General features: G+C 62.4%; 15 protein-coding genes. 6 read left to right on the forward strand and 9 right to left on the reverse strand.

Features of this window, described 5'->3' with window-relative positions; all coding sequences use genetic code 11:
* Positions 1 to 1,418 precede the first annotated feature (1,418 nt).
* The 3 genes from HBO05_RS04265 to HBO05_RS04275 all read left to right on the forward strand — a co-directional run bounded on the left by HBO05_RS04265 (position 1,419) and on the right by HBO05_RS04275 (position 5,427).
* Positions 1,419 to 1,925: a sigma-70 family RNA polymerase sigma factor gene (locus tag HBO05_RS04265; RefSeq protein ID WP_104912118.1), complete on the forward strand. Its 507-nt coding sequence runs from the start codon at positions 1,419 to 1,421 to the stop codon at positions 1,923 to 1,925.
* A complete protein-coding gene (locus HBO05_RS04270) occupies positions 1,922 to 2,881 on the forward strand; it encodes a FecR family protein (RefSeq protein ID WP_172311809.1) in 960 nt (319 codons plus the stop codon). Before HBO05_RS04265 ends, HBO05_RS04270 begins: the two co-directional genes overlap by 4 nt.
* Before the next feature lie 101 nt (positions 2,882 to 2,982).
* The gene (locus tag HBO05_RS04275) at positions 2,983 to 5,427 is read left to right on the forward strand and encodes a TonB-dependent receptor (RefSeq protein ID WP_172311811.1); all 2,445 of its coding nucleotides are present in this window, start codon (positions 2,983 to 2,985) and stop codon (positions 5,425 to 5,427) included.
* Positions 5,428 to 5,480: 53 nt separating this feature from the next.
* On the opposite strand, the gene HBO05_RS04280 is transcribed toward HBO05_RS04275, so the two are convergent.
* The 5 genes from HBO05_RS04280 to HBO05_RS04300 all read right to left on the reverse strand — a co-directional run bounded on the left by HBO05_RS04280 (position 5,481) and on the right by HBO05_RS04300 (position 9,885).
* Complete coding sequence (locus HBO05_RS04280; RefSeq protein ID WP_172311813.1) at positions 5,481 to 5,798, reverse strand: hypothetical protein; 318 nt, start codon at positions 5,796 to 5,798, stop codon at positions 5,481 to 5,483.
* Positions 5,799 to 5,873: 75 nt separating this feature from the next.
* A complete protein-coding gene (locus HBO05_RS04285) occupies positions 5,874 to 6,188 on the reverse strand; it encodes a hypothetical protein (protein WP_170041018.1) in 315 nt (104 codons plus the stop codon).
* A complete protein-coding gene (locus HBO05_RS04290; RefSeq protein WP_172311815.1) occupies positions 6,185 to 7,462 on the reverse strand; it encodes a hypothetical protein in 1,278 nt (425 codons plus the stop codon). Before HBO05_RS04290 ends, HBO05_RS04285 begins: the two co-directional genes overlap by 4 nt.
* A gap of 164 nt (positions 7,463 to 7,626) precedes the next feature.
* Positions 7,627 to 8,799: a sugar transporter gene (locus tag HBO05_RS04295; protein ID WP_172311817.1), complete on the reverse strand. Its 1,173-nt coding sequence runs from the start codon at positions 8,797 to 8,799 to the stop codon at positions 7,627 to 7,629.
* A gap of 87 nt (positions 8,800 to 8,886) precedes the next feature.
* Positions 8,887 to 9,885: a bile acid:sodium symporter family protein gene (locus HBO05_RS04300; RefSeq protein WP_169957362.1), complete on the reverse strand. Its 999-nt coding sequence runs from the start codon at positions 9,883 to 9,885 to the stop codon at positions 8,887 to 8,889.
* 84 nt (positions 9,886 to 9,969) lie between these two features.
* Here HBO05_RS04300 and HBO05_RS04305 point away from each other — a divergent pair, with 84 nt between their 5' ends.
* Positions 9,970 to 10,758 carry a helix-turn-helix transcriptional regulator gene (locus HBO05_RS04305; protein ID WP_169957360.1) on the forward strand — a complete coding sequence of 263 codons (789 nt, stop codon included), beginning with the start codon at positions 9,970 to 9,972 and terminating at the stop codon, positions 10,756 to 10,758.
* Positions 10,759 to 11,749: 991 nt separating this feature from the next.
* On the opposite strand, the gene HBO05_RS04310 is transcribed toward HBO05_RS04305, so the two are convergent.
* A complete protein-coding gene (locus HBO05_RS04310) occupies positions 11,750 to 12,778 on the reverse strand; it encodes a LacI family DNA-binding transcriptional regulator (RefSeq protein ID WP_172311819.1) in 1,029 nt (342 codons plus the stop codon).
* Positions 12,779 to 12,990: 212 nt separating this feature from the next.
* Between HBO05_RS04310 and HBO05_RS04315 the strand changes: the two genes are divergently transcribed.
* Both HBO05_RS04315 and HBO05_RS04320 read left to right on the forward strand, forming a co-directional pair.
* A complete protein-coding gene (locus HBO05_RS04315) occupies positions 12,991 to 14,322 on the forward strand; it encodes an MFS transporter (RefSeq protein WP_169957254.1) in 1,332 nt (443 codons plus the stop codon).
* A gap of 13 nt (positions 14,323 to 14,335) precedes the next feature.
* Positions 14,336 to 15,691, forward strand: coding sequence for an amidase (locus tag HBO05_RS04320; protein ID WP_172311821.1), 1,356 nt, complete (start codon positions 14,336 to 14,338; stop codon positions 15,689 to 15,691).
* A 43-nt stretch (positions 15,692 to 15,734) separates the two neighbouring features.
* Here the strand turns inward: HBO05_RS04320 and HBO05_RS04325 are convergent, their stop codons facing one another.
* The 3 genes from HBO05_RS04325 to HBO05_RS04335 all read right to left on the reverse strand — a co-directional run bounded on the left by HBO05_RS04325 (position 15,735) and on the right by HBO05_RS04335 (position 18,733).
* Complete coding sequence (locus HBO05_RS04325; RefSeq protein WP_170041013.1) at positions 15,735 to 16,970, reverse strand: Zn-dependent hydrolase; 1,236 nt, start codon at positions 16,968 to 16,970, stop codon at positions 15,735 to 15,737.
* Positions 16,967 to 17,458 (reverse strand): L-2-amino-thiazoline-4-carboxylic acid hydrolase, encoded by a 492-nt coding sequence (locus HBO05_RS04330; RefSeq protein ID WP_057438692.1) that lies wholly within the window; start codon positions 17,456 to 17,458, stop codon positions 16,967 to 16,969. Before HBO05_RS04330 ends, HBO05_RS04325 begins: the two co-directional genes overlap by 4 nt.
* Positions 17,459 to 17,593: 135 nt before the next feature.
* Positions 17,594 to 18,733, reverse strand: a complete 1,140-nt coding sequence (locus HBO05_RS04335; RefSeq protein WP_169957250.1) for a branched-chain amino acid ABC transporter substrate-binding protein — start codon at positions 18,731 to 18,733, stop codon at positions 17,594 to 17,596.
* Positions 18,734 to 18,789: the final 56 nt, after the last annotated feature.

Here is an 18,789-nt window from a genome sequence, read left to right on the forward strand (position 1 = left end):
AGTGCCTACAGCTCCCACCTTGGAGATTCAGGGGTCTGAATTCCCTGTTGCACGCGTCTACTGCATCTCAAATGCAATCCCCCAAACAATGAAAATCGAGGTAGGAGCTGTCGGTGTTTGCGGGACCTGCGTCTTTGAACGCCGGGGCTCTGGCGCGAGCACAATATTAAAGCCGCCCCAAAACAATGTAGGAGCTGTCGAGCCCCAGCGAGGCTGCGATGACGGCGGTACTGCTGGCATTGATGTTGGCTGAACCACCGCTATCGTAGCCTCGCTAAAGCTCGACAACTCCTACAGGGTTTGTCGGTGTTTGCGGGATCTGCGTCTTTGAACACTGGGGCTCTGGAGCGGGCACAAACATTGTAGGAGCTGTCGAGCCCCAGCGAGGCTGCGATGGCGGCGGGATTGCTGGCATTGATGTTGGCTGAACCACCGCTATCGCAGCCTCGCTAAAGCTCGACAACTCCTACCAGGGTTTATTGGTGTTTGCGGGATCTGCGTCTCTGAACACTGGGGCTCTGGAGCGGGCACAAACATTGTAGGAGCTGTCGAGCCCCAGCGAGGCTGCGATGGCGGCGGGATTGCTGGCATTGATGTTGGCTGAACCGCCGCTATCGTAGCCTCGCTAAAGCTCGACAACTCCTACCAGGGTTTATTGGTGTTTGCGGGATCTGCGTCTCTGAACGCCGGGGCTCTGGAGCGGGCACAAACAATGTAGGAGCTGTCGAGCCCCAGCGAGGCTGCGATGGCGGCGGGATTGCTGGTATTGATGTTGGCTGAACCACCGCTATCGTAGCCTCGCTAAAGCTCGACAACTCCTACAGGGTTTATTGGTGTTTGCGGGATCTGCGTTTGTGAACGCTGGGGCTCTGGAGCGGGCACAAACAATGTAGGAGCTGTCGAGCCCCAGCGAGGCTGCGATGGCGGCGGGATTGCTGGCATTGATGTTGGCTGAACCACCGCTATCGTAGCCTCGCTAAAGCTCGACAACTCCTACAGGGTTTGTCGGTGTTTGCGGGATCTGCGTCTTTGAACGCTGGGGCTCTGGAGCGGGCACAAACAATGTAGGAGCTGTCGAGCCCCAGCGAGGCTGCGATGGCGGCGGGATTGCTGGTATTGATGTTGGCTGAACCGCCGCTATCGCAGCCTCGCTAAAGCTCGACAACTCCTACAGGGTTTGTCGGTGTTTGCGGGATCTGCGTCTTTGAACGCTGGGGCTCTGGAGCGAGCACACTATTTTGGTCAATGCCTCGCAAGACCAGGCGCAGGATGGCTGCGTACAACCGGTCCTATAACGCTGGAATGCCGTTTTATGTAGGCGCGAGGTTGCTCCTGCAACTACCGGTTATTGCACCCCCCCTCGCACAAAAGGTAGTATTGAGAACGATTCACAATACCACCCTTGAGAAAGTCGACCCGTGCAGTCACCTCCAATCCGCAAGCTGGGCTTCTTTTTCAATGACCATCACCGTTGGCTGCTGCAACATATCCAGCATCGCGTGCGTAACCATGCCGATGCCGAAGACACCGCCGCCGATACCTTCTGCCAGATGCTCGCCGCCCGGGTCGACCCCGACAGCATCGAGCAACCCCGGGCCTATCTCTCGACCATTGCCCGCCGGCTGATCTTTGATCGCTACCGGCGCAGTCGCCTGGAAACCGCCTACCTGGAACGCCTGGCCGCCACCCCCGAAGCCTTGGCGCCCTCCCCTGAAGACCAACTGCAACTGATCCAGGCCCTGGTCGCCATTGACCGCGCCCTCGATGGCTTGCCGCTGATCGTCAAGGCCACGTTCCTTTATAGCCAGTTGGACGGCATGAGCTACGTGGCGATTGCGCGCAAGTTGCAGTTGTCCGAGCGCACCGTCAGCCGCTATATGAAACAGGCCCTGCGCCAGTGCTACCTGGCCGAGCTGGCCCCGTGAGCAAGGCCCGGCTGGACCCGGTCAGCGAGCAGGCCATCGACTGGATGGTGCGCCTGCGCGCCGGCACACCGGATGCGCGGTTGCAGGAGCGCTTCAATGCCTGGCTGGCCCTCGACCCGGCCCACGTCCAAGCCTGGTCCCGTTTGCAGGAACGCCTGGGCGGCTCGTGGAACACCCTGCGCACCCTCGACAAACGCCTGCCCGGCGAAGCGCGGCAAGTGCTGTTGCAGCCCCAAGGTTCGCGCCGGGACATACTGCGCGCCATCGGCGGCCTGGGCCTGCTGGGTGGCGGCCTGTGGTTGGCAGCGCGCAGCCCGCTGGGCGACGACCTGCTGGCCGACCTGCACACCGGGCGCGGCCAACGCCAGACCTTCACCCTGGCCGATGGCAGCCGCCTGAGCCTCAATGCACAGAGCGCGGTGGACGTGCAGTTCGATCAGCACCAGCGCTTGATCATCCTGCGCCACGGTGAACTGGTGATTCAGGTGGCAGCCGACCCCCAGCGGCCACTGCGTGTGCGCAGCGCCCAGGGCAGTGTCCAAGCGTTGGGCACGCGCTTCCTCGTGTCCCAGGAGCCAGACTCCACGCGGGTGGTGGTGCTGGAGCATTCGGTCCAGGCGACGCTGCACAACGGCATCCAGCACACGGTGCTGCAAGGCCAATCGGTGATGCTGCATGCCGAGCGCATCGAAGCGTTGGCCGGCAACCAGGGCTACCGGGCCGACTGGCTCGCCGGCCACCTCAGCGTGCTGGACGATTCCCTGGAGCAGGTGGTCAACGCCCTGCGCCCGTACAGCCGGGGATTTGTACGCGTCGACCCGCAGGTGCGCAACTTGCGCGTGCAAGGCGTATTCCCCCTCAACGACCCCCGCCGCGCCTTCGCGGCCCTGGCCGAAACCCTGCCGATCCGGGTGGATCACTACAGCCCGTGGCTGACCGTGATTGGCACCAAATAACCCGGGCCAGACTTTTTTATGCAAATCACTCTTATTTGTGTCCGGTTTTCAATTCTCGGCCCACCTATCTCCTGACACGTCCACACCTTCAGGAGAATGCTGTGCTCAACCCTTGGCCCCACGCCCTTTCTGTCGCCGTTGCCCTGGCAACCCTGGCGAGCCCTGCCTTGGTACAGGCGCAAAGCCTGTCTTTCAACCTGCCGGCCGGCCCGCTGGCACACACGCTGAACGCCATTGCCAGCCAGAGCGGGCGGATTGTGTCCCTGGACCCGGTGTTGGTGCAGGGTAAACAGGCCCAGGCGGTGATCGGCCAGATGCCGGCCGAACAGGCCATGGACCGTGCGTTGTCGGGCAGCGGCTTGCAGTTGCGTATCACCGAGCAAGGTAATTTCAGCGTCGAGCCTGCCGCCGACACGGGCAGCGCGCTGCAATTGGGCGTGACCTCGATTGTCGAGCGCGGCATCGACCCCACCACCACCGAAGGCAGCGGCTCCTACGCCGCACGGGCGGTGACGATCGGCAAGGGCACCCACACCCTCAAGGAAATCCCCCAGTCGATCACGGTGATGACCCGCAAGCAAATGGACGACCAGGACCTGGTCGACCTCAAGGACGCCGTCAACCACACCACCGGCCTGGTGGGCGTGCAAGGCGTGGGCAAAGGCATGATCATCACCTCCCGCGGCTTCCAGATCGATGACTGGCAGTACGACGGCGTGCCGATCCCGCGCAATACCTACGCCCTGGGCAACTGGGCCACCCAGGACATGATTTTCTTCGACCGCCTGGAGGTACTGCGCGGCGCCTCCGGCCTGCTGCAGGGCACCGGCAGCCCCGGTGGCGCAATCAACCTGGTGCGCAAGCGCGGGCAGACGGCACCCACCGTGGCCCTTACCGCCAAGGCCGGCAGTTGGGACCACTACGGCCTGCAACTGGACGCCGGCGGCCCGCTGAACAAGAGCGGCACGATCCGTGGGCGGATGGTGGCGGATGAAGACCAGAGCGATTCGTTCATCGACTACGAATGGAGCAAGACCCACTCGCTGTACGGCGCCCTGGACTTCGACCTGCAGGAAGACACCACCCTGGGCCTGGCCGTCAGCCGCACCAATGCCGAGTCCCGGCCGATGCTGCGGGGCCTGCCGCGCTACAGCACGGGCAAGCCGATTGACCTGCCCCGCTCGACCTTCAGCGGCTCGCGCTGGAACCACTCGCAGATCGACGTCACCACCCTGTATGCCGACCTGGAACACCGCTTCAACGATGACTGGAAGTTCAAGCTCGGCGCGGTGCGCATGCGCGAAGAAAACACCTCCACCCACCAACGCGTGCAGAGTACCGGCGAAGGCATTAACGCCGACGGCAGCGGGTTGACCTATGCCGATTGGTACACCGATTTCGACGGCACCAAGATCGGCCTGGACAGCCACCTCACCGGGCGTTTCGAGGCGCTGTCGATGGCCCAGGAAATCACCCTGGGCGGCAACTATTCCAAATACACCACCAACGACGTCATTGCCCGGACCTTTAACCAAAGCACCGACAACATCTTCGACATCGATAACCACCGCCCCGAAATCAGCTACGAGGGTCTGATGAACACCCCCGGCGGCCGTGCAACACCGAGCAAATACGACATTCGCCAAAAAGGCCTGTATGGCAGCTGGCGCGTCAAGCCCATCGACCCGTTGACCCTGGTACTCGGCGCCCGTGTCAGTTGGTATGACTACAGCTATACCTCCTCGGGCATCACGGCGGTGACCCACGCCACCACGGTCAACAAGCCCAGCACCACCAACGAAACCGGCGAAGTCACGCCCTACGCCGGGATCGTCTACGACCTGAGCCGCGAGTGGGCGGTGTATGCCAGCTACACCGACGTGTTCGAGCCCCAGACCCAGCGCGACCTCAGCGGGGCGGTGGTCAAGCCGGTGATTGGCAGCAACTACGAAGTCGGCCTCAAGGGCGAATTGCTCGACGGGCGGGTCAATACCTCCCTGGCGCTGTTCCGCTACGACCAGGAAAACCGTGCGATCACCGACTACTCCCTGGGTGAAATCTGCGGCGGCACGTACTGCGCCACAGGCTCGGGCAAAGTGCGCAGCCAGGGCCTGGAAGCCGAGATCAGCGGTGAAGTGTTGAGCGGCCTGCAACTGTTTGCCGGCTATACCTACAACACCACCAAATACCTTGAGGACCGGGATAACAAGGGCCGGGTGTTCAGCCAGTGGACACCCAAGCATATGTTGCGGGTGTGGGGCGACTACCAGTTCAGTGGCGACTGGAGCAAGGTCAGCACCGGGTTGGGCTTTACCACCCAGAGCCATACCCTGGGGTATGAGTACAACTACGACGTGGCGGGCTACACCGTGTGGAATGCGCGGGTGGCGTATCAACTGACGCCGGAAGTGGGGTTGGCGGTCAATGCCAACAACCTGTTTGACAAGACCTATTACGCCTCCGGGTACAACCAGTTGAATGGCAACAACTTCTACGGTGACCCGCGCAATGTAATGTTCAGTGTGAAGTACACGCCGCAGTTCTGAGCTAGGCCGCTGTGGGGCCGGCATGCCGGTGCCTGCAGCGGCATGCCGGCGCTTCAATCACAGTAATGGGTTTTCACTATCGAGCCATCCCGCACCAGCTTGATGCCTTTGCTTGTGCACACAAACGAATTGGGCGCATTGGATTGGTTGACGCCGATCGGGCTTACAGTCGGGGCCTTGATGACTGGGGTGGGTGGAATAAATAACTTTAGAATATCAAAGACTTGCGTGACTATCAGGCCTGAAAAATTACTGATGGCACCTCCACCAGGGTTGTACACCTCATCTTTATGCCCCCCCGCGTAAGTCGGTGCAGACACTAAAAACACAAGGCTCGTCCCTATTGCCAGCAATGCCGTCGTCCTTTTCATACACACCTCCTCAACCGTAGATCCAACACCCCCCCATCGACCGCTCCAGGGATTAAAAGTCTGGGTACCGTCTACTCAATCACAATAATGGGTTTTCACTATCGAGCCGTCCCGCACCAGCTTGATGCCTTTGCTTGTGCACACAAACCAACTGGGCGCATTGGATTGGTTGCCGCCTATCGGGCTTACATCCGGGGCCTTGATGACCGGACTGGGGGGCGTAAACGCATCGGCTGTGAGATCAAATGGCAAGATCGGCAAAAAGCTCATTTGATGCAGTTGCTCTGGTGGGAAGTGCACCCCGGATTTAAGCCCCCCTGCGTAACTCGGTGCACCCGCCAGTAACTGAAGGATCATCCCCGCTGCCAGCAATGCTGCTGTCCTTTTCATACCCACCTCCTCAATCCTGGATCCAACACTACAGGGGGACTCCAACCTCTCAGGGCAAGGGCGCCACCACGGCACTGACGTCTTGACGCGCCCGCAATGAAGGTGCCGCTAAACGAAATACTGTTCAGCATGCTCTGGTGCCCACCGCCAATGGGGGCAATGGCCTGGGTTCCATTGATCGGATCCCAGGTGCAGGCGGTGGCGTACTCGGCGCTGTCGGTGCAGTCCATCGCGACCGTTTCATTTTCAGCCAGGCCAAACGCCTTGGTACTGACGCTGCCCGGCAAAAACGGGATGGGCTGCACGCCGAAGCTGGAGCTGGTGTCCGCCCAGTAGAAATCCGTGGTAAAGCCCGAAGGCGCAGTGCCTCGCGCCAGCACATGCCCGTCATTGTTCACCGCAACCCCCGAGTTCATGGCATTCAACGGCAATGTGAGCAGCAACGGTGCGCTGGTGGGGGTGGGCCAGAATGCGGTTTTGCTGCTGTTGGTGGCAGAGTGGGGGTATAGGCAACTGCCCACCGCCTGGTTCTGATCGTTCATATCCACCGCTATGCAGTAACTTGCCCCGGCTGGCACAGGCAAGTCAGTGGTGGTATAGCCACCCCCTGAGCGCCGGACAACCCTTGCCACAATCTTGCCGTTGACCGGGCAGTTCATCAGGATGCTGGGGTATCCGCTGATCAGGGTATTGTTCACCACCATACCGAGACACATGCTGTCCCAGTCAGAGATGCGCTCGGGCGCTGTCATGCCCGGCCGATACAACACAACGGTAGATTTGCCGCTGCCACTGATACTCAAGCCGAGCACCGCTCCTTGCTGGTTCTGGGCGGTCGCATAGGTATGGACATCGGCGGGACGCAACAAGGGAAACAACAAAGTCGCCGGAAGGGGGGTGAGCTTGATCGGGGCCGCCGCCGGTGCAGCGGCGCTCCAGGTCACAGCAAAATTGAAATTGCTCGCATCCGTACAACGCCCCACCATCACCCCGCTATTGCCAATGCTCCCCACTGAGCAGGGTTGGTTGGCCACCAGCGGCGGCAACACTTGCTGGGGCCCCGCGCTAGAGGCCGCATACCAGGGGTTGTCATTGGCGCTGGGGGTCGCCGTGCTGCAACTGCCCACGGTCTGGCCGCTGTCATTGACCGAGACTGCGACACATTGCTTGCCCGCCGCATTGCCCAGATCGACAAAGGTCGCCGCCGTCGCTGTGGCGCCATAGCCCAAAAGCAATGCGCCGCCGAGAATCACGTATTTGGATAGGGTCTGCATGATCAGTCCGTCCCTGGAAGTTTGCGCCTTCAAGTTCAGCGCCTAACCACCGGCTGGGCGCTGCGTCTGAGAAGGAGTAAAAGCCTGGAAGACCGATTAGACAACTGTCAGATCTGACAGCTTACGCACACGCACAAAGCGGTTTATAACGGGAGGTTTGCGACTTAACCCTGGCCAAACCGATAAATCGACAGGCAATACAACCCCAGCGCCGCTACCGCCAGCAAGCCCCCCGCCGCGCCGATCCAGGCGAAGCCAAAGTGCCCGCCGACCCAACTGCCCAGCAGCGCGCCGCCGCCGATGCCGATGTTGTAGATCCCGGAAAACATCGCCATCGCCACATCCGTTGCGTCCGGTGCCAGGACCAGGACCTTGGATTGCAATGCCAAGCCAAAGGCCATGATCGCCATGCCCCAGAACACGCTCAGCACCACCAGGTACGACACGTCACCACTCAGGGGCAACAGCAGGCCCAGGCACAGCGCCAGCACCGACACGGCCACCAGCAAAAAGCGATAGGGACTGAAACGGTGCAACAGGCTGAACAGCAACGAACCGATGATCCCCGCCCCGCCAAACACCAGCAGCACCAGGGTTACCGCATTGCCACCCAGGCCAGCGACGCGTTCGACAAAAGGTTCGATATAGCTGTAGGCCGTGAACTGGGCGGTGACCACCATGGCCGTCAACACATACAGCGCCACCAGCGCCGGACGCTTGAACAGCATCGGCAGGCTGCGCAGCGATCCGGAGTTCTGGCTCGGCAACAACGGCAAGGTGCGCGCCAGCCAGAACACCAGTGCGGCGGCAAACCCGGCGATCACGATAAACGTGGTGCGCCAGCCCATGGCTTCACCCAGCAGGCGCCCGAGGGGAATGCCCAAGACCATCGCCAGCGAAGTGCCAGTGGCCAGCAAGCCCAGTGCCTGCACCTGCTTGCCCGGCGGCGCCAGGCGTACCGCCAGGGAGGCGGTGATCGACCAGAACAGCGCGTGGGACAAGGCAATGCCGATACGACTGACCATCAACAGGCCAAAACTGTTGGCCACGCTGGAGAGGATATGGCTGGCGATAAACATGGCGAACAACACAATCAGCAACTTGCGCCGCTCGACGTTACGGGTCAGCAACATCACCGGCAGCGAGGTCAGTGACACCACCCAGGCGTAGATAGTGAGCATCAGGCCGACCTGGGCGATTGGCATGTCGAAGCTGGCGCCGATGGCACTGAGCAGGCCGACCGGGACAAATTCGGTGGTGTTGAACACAAAGGCGGCCAGCGCCAGGGCGATGACCGGTTGCCAATTGGCGGCGGGGGTTGCGGTGGAAGTACTCATCGACAGGTCGTTTTACTCGGTTGCGCGCCGATCCTGACGGCCCGATGCCTGCCCTGGAGCGGCGCGCAAAAATAGTAACACGATGGTTCAGGGATCGACCTGCGCCATGATCTCGGGAATCGACTCCGGGCGATTGGCATAGCGCTGGGCCAGTACCGCGCAGACCATCAACTGGATCTGGTGGAACAGCATCAACGGCAGGATCAACACGCCCATGGTGCTGCCGGCGAACAACACCTGGGCCATGGGCACGCCGGTGGCCAGGCTTTTCTTCGAGCCGCAGAACAGGATGGTGATGCGGTCTTCCTGGTTGAAACCGAACGCCTTGCCCAAGAGCGCGGAAGCCACCAGCACCAGCGCCAGCAAGATACAGCAGGCCACCACCAGGCCGCCCAGTTCCCACAAGGGGATCTGATGCCAGATGCCTTCGTTGACGGCCTCACTGAAAGCGCCATAGACCACCAGCAGGATCGACCCCTGATCGACGAACTTCAGCCAGTTTTTATTGCGCCCCACCCACGCGCCAATCCAGCGCCGGGCGATCTGCCCGGCAATGAACGGCAGCAGCAACTGCACGCTGATCTTGAGGATCGCATCCACAGTCGAGCCGCCGTCACCATGCACATTGAGCAACAAGGTCACCAGCAACGGCGTGAGGAAGATGCCGAACAGGCTGGACGCCGCCGCGCTGCAAATCGCCGCCGGGATATTGCCCCGCGCCAGGGAGGTAAAGGCAATCGCCGACTGCACCGTGGCCGGCAACGCGCACAGGTAGAGCATGCCCATGTACAGGTCTTTGCCGATCATTGGCGACAGCAGCGGCTTGAGCGCCAGGCCCAGCAGCGGGAACAGCACGAAGGTCAGGCTGAACACCAGCAGGTGCAAGCGCCAGTGCCCGGCACCGGCGACGATGGCCTGGCGCGACAGCTTGGCGCCATGCAGGAAAAACAAGAGCGCGATGGCCAGGTTGGTCACCCAGCCAAAGGCCACGGCGGCCTGGCCGCTGACGGGGAGCAAGGAGGCAAGGGCCACCGTGGCAATCAGGATCAGGGTGAAGTTGTCGGGTAAAAACCGTGGGCGTTTCATCAGCTGTTCTTCCAGGGGTTGCCAGGGCGTCGTGGCGACTCTAACGTAACAACCGGTTACCGACTAACGCCAATGAGCCAGTAAATGCCGCCTAAAGGACATGAAAAGGCTGTTCGCCGCAGCATCCCCGGGCTCGCCAGCCTGCCGCGCCCGGTGTATGGCCGCACCGAATCCCTGCCCAACCGCGCCCTGACCCGCCGCCATAGTCATCCGTGGGTGCAGTTGTCGTATGCGATTTGCGGGGTGCTGGAGATCCAGACCAGCGCCGGACGCTTCGTCGCGCCGCCGCAACGGGCGGTATGGATCCCGGCGGGAATGCCCCATCGGGTGTTCAGTTCGCCACACACCGAAATGCGTAGCCTGTACCTGGACTGCAGCGTAACGACCTGGGCGCCGGGACACTGCCAGGTACTGGCGGTGAGCGACCTGTTGCGCGAGTTGATCCGCCGTTTCAGCGAACTGCCGGTGGAATATGCCGAAGATGGCCCGGATGGGCGCCTGGCCCAGGTGCTGCTCGACCAATTGGCCGCCGCGCCCCAGGTCGACCTGATGCTGCCGCTGCCGGTGGACAGCCGTCTGCGGCAGATCTACCGCAGCTTGCGCCTGCACCCGGAACAGGCGACCACGCTGGGGCAGTGGAGCCAGAAACTGGGGGTCAGTGAAAAAACCTTGAGCCGGTTGTTCTTGAGCGATACCGGCCTGACCTACCGCGCCTGGCGCCAGCGGCTGCGACTGCTCGGCGCCCTGCCCGACCTGGAACGCGGGGAACGGGTGACGGATGTAGCGCTGGGCTGTGGCTATGAGTCGGTTTCGGCGTTTATCGCAGCGTTTCGCCAGCAGTTTGATACGACGCCGGGGGAGTTTTTTCGCTGACTGGATTGACCCGGCCCTGTGGGAGCGGGCTTGCCCGCGATAGCGGTGTGTCAGGCGATAAATCCCGTGACTGACACCCCGCAATTGCGGCATAGGTATCTACACGACTCTCGTCTGGGGTTGTGTACATATCCGTTGCTGCGGTCACGGCGGCTATTGGTTCCGCCCTTACGGCGGGTCACTTTTGGAAAAGAGCCCGGAGTGCCGGCCCAGCCAAAAGTAACCAAAAGGGCTCCTGCCCCACCACTCGGCACCTCGCCTAGGCTCGGTGTGCCCGTCATCCGACATTGATTTGGGGGGCGCCGCGATGGGCCATCCATGGCCCAGCGTGGCTAACCCGGCGTCCTGCCGGGTTACCCCCCAAATCAATGTCGGATGACGGCCAGCGTGGTTTAACGGGGCGCCTAAGATCAAAATCACAAGCAAAGCGAGGCGGCCTGACAGCCGACCTGATCATCGAAGCGTACGCGTACCCTTGTAGGAGCGGGCTTGCCCGCGATGGTCGTTAACGATGACGAATGAATACCAGATACTCTGATGTGTTCTTTCGGGCGTCATCGCAGGCAAGCCAGCTCCTACAGGGGAATGCAGCTTCGCGCTCTGGTTCTGCTGTTGCTGTTGCTCTGCTTTTGATCTTAGGCGCCCCGTTAAACCACGATAGCCGCAGGCAGGTATTGCGCAGTGGGCACCCCGGCATGGATGCCGGGGTAGCCGCGACACGGCCATGGATGGCCGATCGCGGCGGGCCCACGGAGCAATGCCTGACTGCGGGCATGCCGAGCCTAGGCGAGGCACCGAGTGGTGGGGCAAAAGCGCTTTGGTTACTTTCGCGCTTTTCGAAAGTGACCCGCCGTAAGGGCGGAACCCTAAGTGGCCATTACCGCAGCAACGGATATGTACACAACCCCAGACGAGAGCTGTGTAGATACCTATGCCGCGATCGCGGGCAAGCCAGCTCCCACATGTTCGACCGCCACTGACCCGCCCTCAGTCAGCGCAACAAAGACGAACTCGCCCGCACCTGCAACTGCGGCACCACCATGATCGACTCGACAGCCTCGCCCTCGATGCGTTTGAGCAACAGCTCAACCGCATGGCGGCCCATCTCTGCCAGCGGCAGGCGCACGCTGGTCAGGGGGACCATCAACTCATTGGCCAGCGGTATGTCGTTGAAGCCCACCACCGCAATGTCCTTGCCCGGCATCAAGCCCTTGTCCCGTGCGGCGCCCATCAGGCCGATGGCCAGGAAGTCATTGACCGCGAAAAACGCCTGGGGCCGTGGGTTGAGCCCCAACAGGTATTCGCCCTGGCGGTGCCCGGTGAGGCTGTCAAAAGGACCATTGAGCGTCCACTCCGGGCGCAGGATGATGCCCTGCTCACGGTAGTAACGGGTAAACCCACGGGTGCGATCCGCACCGGTGGAGGCATGCCGTTCACCCGCCAGGATCGCCACATCGCGACAGCCCAACTGGTACAAGTGCTCCGCCGCCAACCAACCACCCCGTTCATCGTCGCTGCACGCCGCCAGATGCCCGGCAATCTGCCGGCTGACCAGCACGTAGGGGATGTGCTTGCGCGTCAACAGGTCGAGCAGCGGCTGGCTTTCGCCCACATGGGAGTCGCCGACGATCAACCCCGCCACCGAACGGCGCAGGGCGTGCTCGGCCCGCGCCATCTGGCGAGGTTGCTGGTCGTCGGTATTGGAAACGAACGTCAGGTAGCCGGCCTGCTCGGCGGCACTGTCGATGCTGTCATAAATGGTTGCCATCACCAGGTCCGTGAGCCTTGGCATGAGCACACAGATTTCCTGGCTTTTGCGCAGCTTCAGGCTCGATGCCTGGGTGTTTGGCCGGTAATCGAGTTCTTTGGCCAATGCACGAATGCGCGCCACCACTTCGGCCGACGCCGCTCGCTCGACCCCGGCCGGGTCGCCATTGAGTACCCGGGACACCGTGGAAACATGCACGCCAAGTGCAGTCGCCATGGACTTCAAGGTGGCTGGGCGAGAGGGGCTCGGCATGGTGGTGGGGCTTCCGACTGTCTGATATTTAGCGCGCAGAGTCTACCCGAACGGGCGTGTCGCAGCCGCAGATAAATCTTTACCCAAACGTTTGACTAAAAATTTTCCGCGCCTTACATTTCGCCAACCCAAACGTTTGGGCAAACAATAAAAATACGCCGGACGCGGCCGACTTTTTGACTTCTGCCATCATTTTGAAGAGTCAGATCCCTATGAATAGCCCCGCTATCCCGTCTTTCCGCTACCAGATTTTCTTCCTGATCATGCTGATGGCATTGCTCAACTACATCGACCGAGGCGCGATTGCCTATGCCTCGGCGAGCATTCTTCCCGAGTACGGTTTCGACAAGGCCGACTGGGGCAACGTGCTGGGTTACTTCGGTTACGGCTACATCCTGGGGGCACTGGTCGGCGGCATTCTGGCCGACCGTTTTGGTGCCAGGCGCATCTGGCTGATCGCCGGTGCCACGTGGTCGATCTTCGAGATTGCCACGGCATTTGCCGGCGATTTCGGACTGGCGTTCCTCGGTGGCTCGGCCATGGCCGGCTTCGCCACCATCCGTGTGATGTTCGGGTTTGCCGAAGGTCCGGCGTACTCCGTGATCAACAAGAGCGTGGCCAACTGGGCCACGCCCAAGGAGCGCGGTTTTGTGGTGTCGGTGGGCCTGCTGAGCACCCCACTGGGTGCACTGCTGACCGCACCAGTGGCCGTGGGCCTGCAAACCCTGACCGGCAGCTGGCGCAGCATGTTCGTGGTGCTGGGCGTGGCCAGCCTGGCGCTGCTGATCTATTTCATGACCCGCTTCACCAACACCCCGGATGAAAACCCGCGCGTGTCCAAGGCCGAACTCGACTTTTTGCGTAAAGAGCGCGCCGAAGCCGCTAACGCATCGACCCCCACCACCAGCGTTGCGCCGGTCTGGCACTTCTTCAAGAACAAGGACCTGTTGCTCAACGCCGTCGGTTACTTCTCGTTTGTGTACGTGACCTTCCTGCTGCTGACCTGGACCCCCAAGTACCTGCAGGATGAGTTCCACTACAACCTGTCGTCGCTGTGGTACATGGGCATGATCCCGTGGACCGGCGCCTGCTTCACCGTACTGCTGGGCGGCAAGATATCGGACCTGCTGCTGCGCCGCACCGGCAACCTGAAAGTCGCCCGCAGTTGGCTGGCAGCAACCTGCCTGCTGCTGACCACCTTGTGCTTCATCATGGTGTCCCAGGCCCAGACCGTGTGGGGCGTGATAGCCCTGATGACGCTGGCCAACGCGCTCAACGCCCTGCCCAACTCCGTGTACTGGGCCGTGGTGATCGACACTGCGCCGTCCAATCGGGTGGGTGCCTACAGCGGCATGACGCACTTTATTGCCAACACCGCGTCGTTCATCGCCCCGATGCTCACCGGCTACCTGACCGTTCGTTACGGCTACTCGTCGATGTTCGTGGCTGCCGCAGTGGCCACGGCGCTGGGCATGAGCGCCATGCTGATGGTGCGCCCAGGTGGCCGCCAGGTCGCCGCGCCCTCTATACCCGCCGCTGTTTGATGGAGTTGTTTACATGAGCCTGGTGAAGCCTGCCCACGCTGGATATTTCTTTGGCCTGTCGATCGTCACGCTGGCCGCGCGCCTGCGTGCCGGCAGCGTGACCAGTGTCGAGTTGACGCAAGCGGCCCTGGACAGCATCGAGCGTTTGAATCCGCTATTGAATGCGTTCGTGCAAGTCGATGCCTGCGTCGCCCTGGCCCAGGCGCGCAAGGCCGACGCGCTGTTGGCCCAGGGCCTGGACCTGGGCCCGCTGCACGGCATACCGGTCGCGGTCAAAGACAACATCGACACGTTTGACTACATCACCACCTACGGCTCCGCGCATTTCGACGGTTGCCTGCCGGAGCGCGATGCGCTGTGCGTGCAGCGTGTGCGCGAGGCCGGGGCGGTGATTGTCGGCAAGACCTTGACCCACGAATTCGCCTACGGCCCGACCGGCGACCGCTCGTTGCAGGGCGCCGCACGCAACCCGTGGGATGCCCGTTGCATCACGGGCGGCTCCAGCGCAGGCAGTGCGGCGGCGGTAGCCAGCGGCATGGTACCGCTGGCGCTGGGTACCGACACCGGCGGCTCGATCCGCATCCCTTCGGCCTTGTGCGGCGCGGTCGGCTTCAAGCCTTCGTTTGCCTGCGTGCCGGTGGACGGCGTGTTCCCGCTGGCCTCGAGCCTCGACCATGTCGGCCCCATCGCCAATCACGTCGAAGATGCGCGCTTGCTGTTCGAGGTGCTCGCCGCCCGCCCGTGTGCGCCTGCGGCCACTGCGCAGCCGCTGCGGGTTGGCTGGCTCACCTGTGGCAGCTTCGGCCCGGTGGATGCCGACGTGAATCAGCAGGTGTACCAGGCGGCGCAGCAGCTGTTTGGCGACACGCTTGAGCACACCGACGCGCTGCAAAAAATGGCGCCGGGCATGAAGGACACCCTGCTGACCCTGCAACGTGCCGAGGCCTTCGAGGTACATGCCGAGCGCATGCAGGATGCGCCGCACAAGTTTGACCAGGAGGTACGCGAGCGCCTCGAGGTGTCGAGGGACGTCAAAGGCTGGCAATACATTCGCGCACAGGCAAGCCAGGCGCAGTACCAAGCGGCGATGGCGCGTTTGTTCGAACACTATGACTTGCTGGTGTCGCCCAGCGTGCCGATTACCGCCACCGAGGTGAATGCGCGCGAAGTGCGGGTGGGCGAACAGGAGATTGACGTACGCGCCGCCGTGCTCAGCCATACCAGTGCCTGGAACCTCACCGGTCTCCCCGCGATCAGCCTGCCGGTGGGGCACGTGAGGGGCATGCCGGTGGGGTTGCAGGTGATAGGCGCAGCCGGCACGGATGATCGGCTGTTGCAAGTGATGAGCAGGCTGTTTGTGCGGGGGTAAGGGCAACACCGCACAGACAGCTCCCACAAGGGATGACTTCAGCCTATTCGCCTGACGAAGCCAGAATCGCCTGCAACAACACATCCGCCCCCGCTGTGGACCAGTGCGGGTGGATTTCTTCCGCCTCGTTATGGCTCAAGCCATCCACGCACGGCACAAAGATCATCGCCGTCGGCGCGACCTGGTTCAGGTAGCAGGCATCATGCCCTGCCCCGGAAATCATGCGCCGATGGCTATAACCCAGGGCCTGCGCCGCAGCCTGCACCACGTCCACGCAGTCTTTGTCGAAGGCAATCGGTGCGTACTGGAAGATCTGCTTGACGCTGGCCTGCAAGCCAATACCCTCGGCGATCCGTGCCACCGCTTCGTGCAGTTGCTGGTCCTGCACGGCCAGCACCGCTTCATCGGGATGGCGGAACTCGACGCTGAAAAACACCCGTCCCGGCACCACATTGCGCGAGTTGGGGAAGATATTGGCCATGCCCACCGTCGCCCGCCCTTCGGCGCCTTGGGCCAGGCCGATCTGGTTGACCGCCTCCACCACCCGGGCAAAGCCCAGCAGTGCATCCAGGCGGTGATCCATGGGCGTGGTGCCGGCATGGGCGCTGCGCCCGCAAAGCTCGACTTCATACCAGCGCTGGCCCTGGGCGCCGGTGACCACGCCGATGGTCAGGTCCTGGGCCTCAAGGATCGGGCCCTGCTCGATATGCAGCTCATACGCCGCATGCACCGCCTGGCCACCCACCGGATGCGGGCCGGCGTAGCCGATCTGTTGCAGCGCCTGGCCAATGGTCACGCCGGCCTTGTCTTCGCGGGACAAGCCGTATTCCAGGTCGAACACCCCGGCATATACCCCCGAGGAAATCATCGCCGGGGCAAAACGCGAGCCTTCTTCGTTGGTCCAGTTGACCACCTCGATCGGCCGGTCGGTCTCGATGCCCAGGTCGTTCAAGGTGCGCAGCACTTCCAGGCCGGCGAGTACGCCGTAGATGCCATCGAACTTGCCGCCTGCTGGCTGCGAGTCACCGTGGGAGCCGGTCAGCACCGGGGCCAGGTGGTCATGGCGGCCGGCGCGGCGGGCGAAGATGTTGCCCATGGCGTCCACGCGGATGCTACACCCGGCCGCCGTGCACCAGGCCACGAACAGGTCGCGCCCGCGCCGGTCTTCGTCGGTCAGGGCCAGGCGCGACACGCCGCCCTTGGGCGTGCCGCCGATCTGCGCCATTTCCATCAGCGAGTCCCACAGGCGCTCGCCGTTGACCCGCGCCAGGGCGCTCACGAGCGCGGCTCCCGGGGCTTGGCGTGGTAGCGGAAGTCACAGCTTGGCGCGCCGCCCATGATGGTCTGGGTGCGCGTCAATTCAATATTGGGGTTGTAGCCGACGATAAACAGTTCGTCGCGGTTGCACGACAACAGGTGGCCGATCTCGCCCAGGCCCATCTCGTGGTACATCTCGGCGTAGCGGCAACGCTTGACGTCGTAGTCGTAATGCTCGGCGTCGCTGGCGATGATCTCGACTTTCAGCGCGTCGTCTTTTTCCCACAGCACTTGCAGCTCAACGAAGCTCTTGAGGTCGGCGCCCTGCTCTTCCTGGGCAGCAAAATGCTTGCCGGCCTGGATCGCGGCATTGCCCACCGCCTCGCCAATCACCGCGGCGGCAAAGGCCTTGCCCTGCTCGCGCACGAGGATTTCGTAGATCGGCTTGATGATCTCGGCTTCGATACGCCGGCGGGCCAGGATGCCCAGTTCACCTTCGAGTTTGCTCATTGCGTGCCTCATTCAAATGGCTGCGAAGCCCCCTGTAGGAGCTGGCTTGCCAGCGATGCGGTGCACTCGGTGTTTCAGGTCTACCGAGGCGATACCATCGCTGGCAAGCCAGCTCCTACATGGGGAGCTGACGCGTTACTTTTTACCGCCAGCCACGCTCACCGGTTGCCATTGATTGGCCTTGACCTGGTAAACGGTGAACGACGGGTTCTGTAGATTGCCCTGGGCATCGAACGCTATGGTCCCGGTCACGCCTGGATAGCTGATGGCGCGCAGCACGGGCAGGTACTTCTGCGGATCGGTGGAGTTGGCCTGCTCGATAGCGGCGATCAGCACGCCCACGCCGTCATAGGCGAAGGGTGCGTGCAGCTCGATGTTGCTCTTGAAGCGCGCCTTGTAGGCCTCTTCGAAGGCCTTGCCACCCGGCATCTGCGCCACGGCCAGGCCCGGCTCCAGGGCGATCACGCCCTCGCCTTCGTTCTGTGCCAGTTGCAGGAAGGTCTGGCTGACAAAGCCGCCCGCGCCCATCAACGGCGCCTTGATCCCCAACTGCTTGATGCGTCGGGCCAGCGGTGCAGCCTGGGAGTCGACGCCGCCGAAGAAGATCAGGTCCGGGTTCTGCCCGCGAATATTGGTCAGCACCGCACTGAAATCGATAGTCTTGTCGTCCACGTATTCACGGGCAACCACCTTGGCGCCACCGGCCTCGATGGATTTGACGAACTGGTCCGCCAGGCCCTGGCCGAACGCGGTGCGGTCGTCGATCACGGCGATGCGCTGCGCCTTGAGGGTCTTGAGCGCGTAGTCGCCGGCGACCTGGCCGCCGTCATCGTCATGGCCCATGATCCGGAAGCTGGTGTCGAAACCTTGCTGGGTGTAGGCGTGACCGGTGGCGACCGGTGCGACCTGCGCAATCCCGGCGTCATGGTAGACCCGCGCGGCCGGGATGCTGGTGCCGGTGTTCCAGTGGCCGACCACGCCGACCACGCCTTCGTCCACCAGGCGCTGAGCCACGGTGACGGCGGTGCGTGGGTCGGACTGGTCATCCTCGGAAACCAGCTTGAACGTCACGGCCTGGCCGTTGATTTTCAGGTGCTTGGCGTTGGCCTGGTCAATGGCCAGTTGCGCGCCGTTTTCCAGGTCTTTGCCGATCCGCGCCGACGGGCCGGTCAGGGGCCCGGCCAGGCCGATCAGGACCGTCTGGTCGGCCTGGGCCACACCGCTCAGGGCCAGGCTCAACAACAGTACGCGTTTGAAGGGGGCAGTCTTGTTCATCAGTTTTTCCTGTTTCTCATCAGGCCCTCATGGCCTGTGGGGTGGGCGAAACACGC

This window comes from Pseudomonas sp. WS 5079 (assembly GCF_012985465.1).
GTDB lineage: Bacteria > Pseudomonadota > Gammaproteobacteria > Pseudomonadales > Pseudomonadaceae > Aquipseudomonas.

Coding starts and splice junctions, on each gene's coding strand:
- HBO05_RS04310 (WP_172311819.1), bottom strand. CDS start 12,778: ATGCCGAGCCCCTCTCGCCCAGCCACCTTGAAGTCCATGGCGACTGCA.
- HBO05_RS04285 (WP_170041018.1), bottom strand. CDS start 6,188: ATGAAAAGGACAGCAGCATTGCTGGCAGCGGGGATGATCCTTCAGTTA.
- HBO05_RS04320 (WP_172311821.1), top strand. CDS start 14,336: ATGAGCCTGGTGAAGCCTGCCCACGCTGGATATTTCTTTGGCCTGTCG.
- HBO05_RS04315 (WP_169957254.1), top strand. CDS start 12,991: ATGAATAGCCCCGCTATCCCGTCTTTCCGCTACCAGATTTTCTTCCTG.
- HBO05_RS04300 (WP_169957362.1), bottom strand. CDS start 9,885: ATGAAACGCCCACGGTTTTTACCCGACAACTTCACCCTGATCCTGATT.
- HBO05_RS04290 (WP_172311815.1), bottom strand. CDS start 7,462: ATGCAGACCCTATCCAAATACGTGATTCTCGGCGGCGCATTGCTTTTG.
- HBO05_RS04330 (WP_057438692.1), bottom strand. CDS start 17,458: ATGAGCAAACTCGAAGGTGAACTGGGCATCCTGGCCCGCCGGCGTATC.
- HBO05_RS04295 (WP_172311817.1), bottom strand. CDS start 8,799: ATGAGTACTTCCACCGCAACCCCCGCCGCCAATTGGCAACCGGTCATC.
- HBO05_RS04280 (WP_172311813.1), bottom strand. CDS start 5,798: ATGAAAAGGACGACGGCATTGCTGGCAATAGGGACGAGCCTTGTGTTT.
- HBO05_RS04335 (WP_169957250.1), bottom strand. CDS start 18,733: ATGAACAAGACTGCCCCCTTCAAACGCGTACTGTTGTTGAGCCTGGCC.
- HBO05_RS04305 (WP_169957360.1), top strand. CDS start 9,970: ATGCCGCCTAAAGGACATGAAAAGGCTGTTCGCCGCAGCATCCCCGGG.